The organism is Polynucleobacter sp. 39-46-10 (assembly GCF_002282275.1).
Genome location: NZ_NCJB01000208.1, coordinates 1 through 4,212, shown reverse-complemented (window position 1 = coordinate 4,212; position 4,212 = coordinate 1). Strand labels below are relative to the sequence as shown.

Annotated in this window: 3 protein-coding genes; 2 read left to right on the top strand and 1 reads right to left on the bottom strand. The window is 46.8% G+C overall.

Features of this window, described 5'->3' with window-relative positions; genetic code table 11:
• The first annotated feature begins 106 nt into the window (after positions 1 to 106).
• Entirely contained in the window at positions 107 to 1,570 is a 1,464-nt protein-coding gene (rng, locus tag B7X71_RS12745) for a ribonuclease G (RefSeq protein ID WP_293600929.1), read from the top strand.
• A gap of 7 nt (positions 1,571 to 1,577) precedes the next feature.
• On the opposite strand, the gene msbA is transcribed toward rng, so the two are convergent.
• A complete protein-coding gene (msbA, locus tag B7X71_RS12740) occupies positions 1,578 to 3,341 on the bottom strand; it encodes a lipid A export permease/ATP-binding protein MsbA (protein WP_293597934.1) in 1,764 nt (587 codons plus the stop codon).
• Between the two features lie 10 nt (positions 3,342 to 3,351).
• Here msbA and B7X71_RS12735 point away from each other — a divergent pair, with 10 nt between their 5' ends.
• Positions 3,352 to 4,131, top strand: coding sequence for a glycosyltransferase family 2 protein (locus B7X71_RS12735; RefSeq protein WP_293597933.1), 780 nt, complete (start codon positions 3,352 to 3,354; stop codon positions 4,129 to 4,131).
• Positions 4,132 to 4,212: the final 81 nt, after the last annotated feature.

Sequence of the window (4,212 nt, the reverse complement as noted above, 5' to 3'; positions counted from 1 at the left end):
CGGGAGGGGCTTTTATTCCTTCAATTAAAGGCAGCTATAGCGGTATCATGGGATTACCTATTTTTGAAGTTAACCAATTATTGGATTTCGCTAAAGTTGCCCGCATATGAATGAAGAAATTCTGATCAACATCACCCCACAGGAAACACGGGTGGCATTAATTCAGCAAGGTGCTGTTCAAGAACTGCAAATTGAGCGTACCCGTCAACGCGGTATCGTTGGCAATATTTATTTAGCCAAAGTAGTACGTGTGCTACCGGGTATGCAATCTGCTTTTATTGAAATTGGTTTAGAGCGCACCGCATTTATGCACGTCGCTGATATCACACAAAACAACCCGCAAGCACAAATTGAAAAATTGCTCTTTGAGGGTCAAAATGTTTTAGTACAAGTTCTCAAAGATCCCTTGGGCACTAAAGGTGCGCGCCTCACGACCCAACTCAGTATTGCTGGGCGTAATCTGGTTTATCTCCCACCAGCTGGAACTGATGCAGCCACAGAAAAATATATTGGCGTATCCCAACGAATTGATCAGCCCGAGGAACGTGAGGCTATCAAGTCACGCCTTGCAGGACTCATGCCCGCAGATGAAAAAGGTGGAATTATCGTGCGCACCAGCGCACAAGATGCCAGCGATACCGAGCTTGAGCACGACATGCATTACCTACGCACGACCTGGGAGAGGATCCGAGAAGCTGTGAACCATAAGGCTGCCCCCAGCCTGCTTTATCAGGACCTCAGCTTGGCTGAACGTGTATTGCGCGATGTTGCTGGTGAAGAAACTACCAAAATTCGGGTTGACTCTGCAGAGAACTTTGAAAAGCTCAAAGAATTCGCTACCTTATACATGCCTAACCTCTTGGATAAGCTTACCCTGTATCGCGGTGAGCGCGCCCTCTTTGATTTATTTGATGTAGACGCTGAAATCAATAAGGCACTTGGGAGAAGAGTTGATCTCAAATCGGGTGGCTACCTGATGATTGATCAAACTGAATCCATGACAACGATTGATGTCAACACCGGAAGTTATGTTGGCGCACGCAATCTTGATGACACCGTCTTCAAAACCAATCTTGAAGCTGCTCAGGCTATCGCTCGTCAACTCCGTTTACGCAATCTTGGTGGGATCATCATCATTGACTTTATTGATATGTTGAGCAAAGACCATCAAGAGTCAGTTTTACATGAACTCAATCGCAATTTAGATCGTGATCACGCCCGTACTTCAGTGAGCGACTTTTCCTCGCTAGGCCTGGTAGAGATGACACGCAAACGCACTCGAGAATCCCTTGCCCACATTACATGCGAGCCCTGCGCTACCTGCCAAGGCAAGGGTGAAGTCAAAACAGCACAAACTATTTGTTACGAGATTTTGCGCGAGATTGTTCGTGAGCATCGCCAATTTAATCCTCGAGAATTTAGAATTGTTGCGGCGCCTGATGTCATTGACCTGTTCCTTGAAGAAGAAAATCAATTTTTGGCGCAGCTTGGCGACTTCATCAGTAAGCCCATCAAACTTCAGGCGGAAGGCAGCTTCCGCCAAGAGCAGTACGACATCGTTCTTAGTTAATCATTAATTAAGCATTTGAAAACTGGATACGGTGCAAGTTAGCATACATGCCATCCTTAGCAATCAACTCTTCGTGTGAGCCATTTTCAATTACATGACCATGCTCTAGGACCACAATCCGATCGGCATGCTCAATGGTCGATAGGCGATGCGCAATTACCAGAGTGGTCCTACCCGCCATCAAGCGCTCTAGAGCATCCTGTACCTGACGTTCGGATTCAGAATCGAGCGCTGAAGTAGCCTCATCCAAAATAAGGATGGGCGCATCTTTATAAATGGCTCTCGCAATAGCTAGACGCTGACGCTGACCACCAGATAAGCGATTGCCGTTATCCCCAATTTGAGTATCGATTCCTTCAGGCATTTCTTTCATGAGTGCAGATAAGTTAGCTGCCTCCAGCGCCTCTATCACGCGCCCACGGTCAATGCCTTCAGGACCAACAGCACCATAGGCTACGTTTGCTGCAATGCTGTCATTAAACAAAATCACATCCTGACTCACAAAAGCAATTTGCTTGCGAACATCTGCAAGAACAATATCTTCGAGCGGAATATCGTCCAAGAAAATTTGGCCGCTTGTCGGTTTAAAGAATCGGGGCAATAAATTCACTAGCGTAGATTTACCCCCACCAGATGGACCAACGAAGGCAACGACTTCACCAGGCTTAATATTTAAATTCACGCCGGAGAGAGCATCCTTACGCCCCGCTTCTTGCTGATAAGAGAAGCCTACATTCTCAAAACGAATTCCACCCTTAGCTTTCACTAAAGGCTTCATATTTTCCTTGCGAGACTCATCCTCTTCAAAAGGTTGATCCATGAGGGAGAAGATCATTTCCGCTGCAGTTAAGCCGCGTTGTAAGGGTTGATTGATATCGGCCAAGTGCTTGATCGGCGAGATCACCAACATCATCGCAGTAATAAAAGATGCAAAGCCACCTACCGTAACACCTTCGGAGGATGACTGCATTAAAGCAATCACCAGCACAATTGATAGCGCCATGGAAGCAATCAGTTGAGTAATCGGCTGATTCAGACCTCCAGCTACCGCTGACTTCATGGCGAATTTGCGGAGGCGGTCAGCTTTTTCCATAAAGCGACTCATCTCATACTCTTCAGCACCATGTACTTTCACGATCTTGTACCCAGCAGCAGATTCCTCAACGATGTAAGCAAGCTCACTAGTGAGCCTCTGCTGCTCACGATTCAGGGATCGTAGACGCTTATTAATCTTACTCATGATGAAGGCAATGATGGGAAAGATCACTAAAACCACCAAAGTCAGTTGCCAATTTAGATAAATCAGATAACCAATTAATCCGATCACCGTAAGAGAATCTCTTACCAAGCTGATTAACATGCCACCCATAATGGAGAGCACATTGTTCACCTCAAAAACAACTGCGTTAATTAGATTAGATGCAGAGTTCTTTTGAAAAAAGGTGGTTGAGGCATTTAACAGCGTCTGAAACATTTGCTCACGTAATTTGAGCAGTACTGAGTTAATAACGCGAGTTAGCAAATAATTTGACAGAAACTGGGCCAAACTACGAACCAAGGCCAAACCTACCAAGAAAACCGGCACCTGCCACAGCTTGTTATCCATCTGACCAGTGAATCCCCGGTCAAGCAAAGGCTTCATTAAGGCTGGGATGGAAGTTTCAGCCCCAGCAACCAGCGCCATGGCTAATAAGGACCCAATAATCGTCCAGATATGGGGCTTGAGGTACTGAATTAAGCGATTTAGGGAGGTGCGGTCTTGAGCATTCATATAATGAATTATGCCCACCTTATCAGTCATACTCATCACTCGCAATGAAGAGGCCAATTTGGCCGATTGCTTGACCTCCCTAGAGGGGATTGCCCAGCAAATCGTGGTGGTCGACACCAATAGCACCGATAGCACCCTAGAAATCGCCAGAAGCCATGGGGCCCTCATTAGCCAGCCAGCGGATTGGCCAGGATTTGGACCCCAAAAGAACCGTGCTCTAGAGCTCGCAACAGGCGAATGGGTTCTGTCTCTAGACGCTGATGAGCGCCTCACTCCCGCCCTCAGAAGTGAAATTCTCACTGCCATTCATCACTCGGCGCATGTCGACTGTTTTGCCATTCCACGCCTTTCTTGGTATTGCGGTCGCTTTATCCGCCACTCTGGCTGGAATCCGGATTATGTGGATAGATTGTTTAAACGTGGGACGGCTCGTTTCTCAGATGACCTCGTTCATGAGCGACTAATCCCCAATGGGCAAGTGGCGAAGTTGGAGAACCCCATGTTGCACTACAGTTTCATGAACTATTCACAAGTGCTTCAAAAGTTAGATCGCTATTCAACAGCTTCTGCAGAGCAGGCATTTGCCAAAGGGAAAAAGAGTAGTCCATTAAAGGCCGTGCTTCATGGCCTCTGGGCCTTTACTCGAACCTACTTCATAAGACTTGGATTTCTAGATGGCCCTCAGGGCTTTGCCTTAGCGATCTCCAACGGGCAAGGTACCTACTACCGCTACATGAAGTTATGGCAATTGCATCAAGAAGCTGCGAATAACCCACATCACGGCAAATGATCTCCGTACTTTTAGCGACCTATAACTGGCCACAGGCTCTCAAGCTCTGTCTTGAGTCGCTTGGCACTCAAACTGATTTAG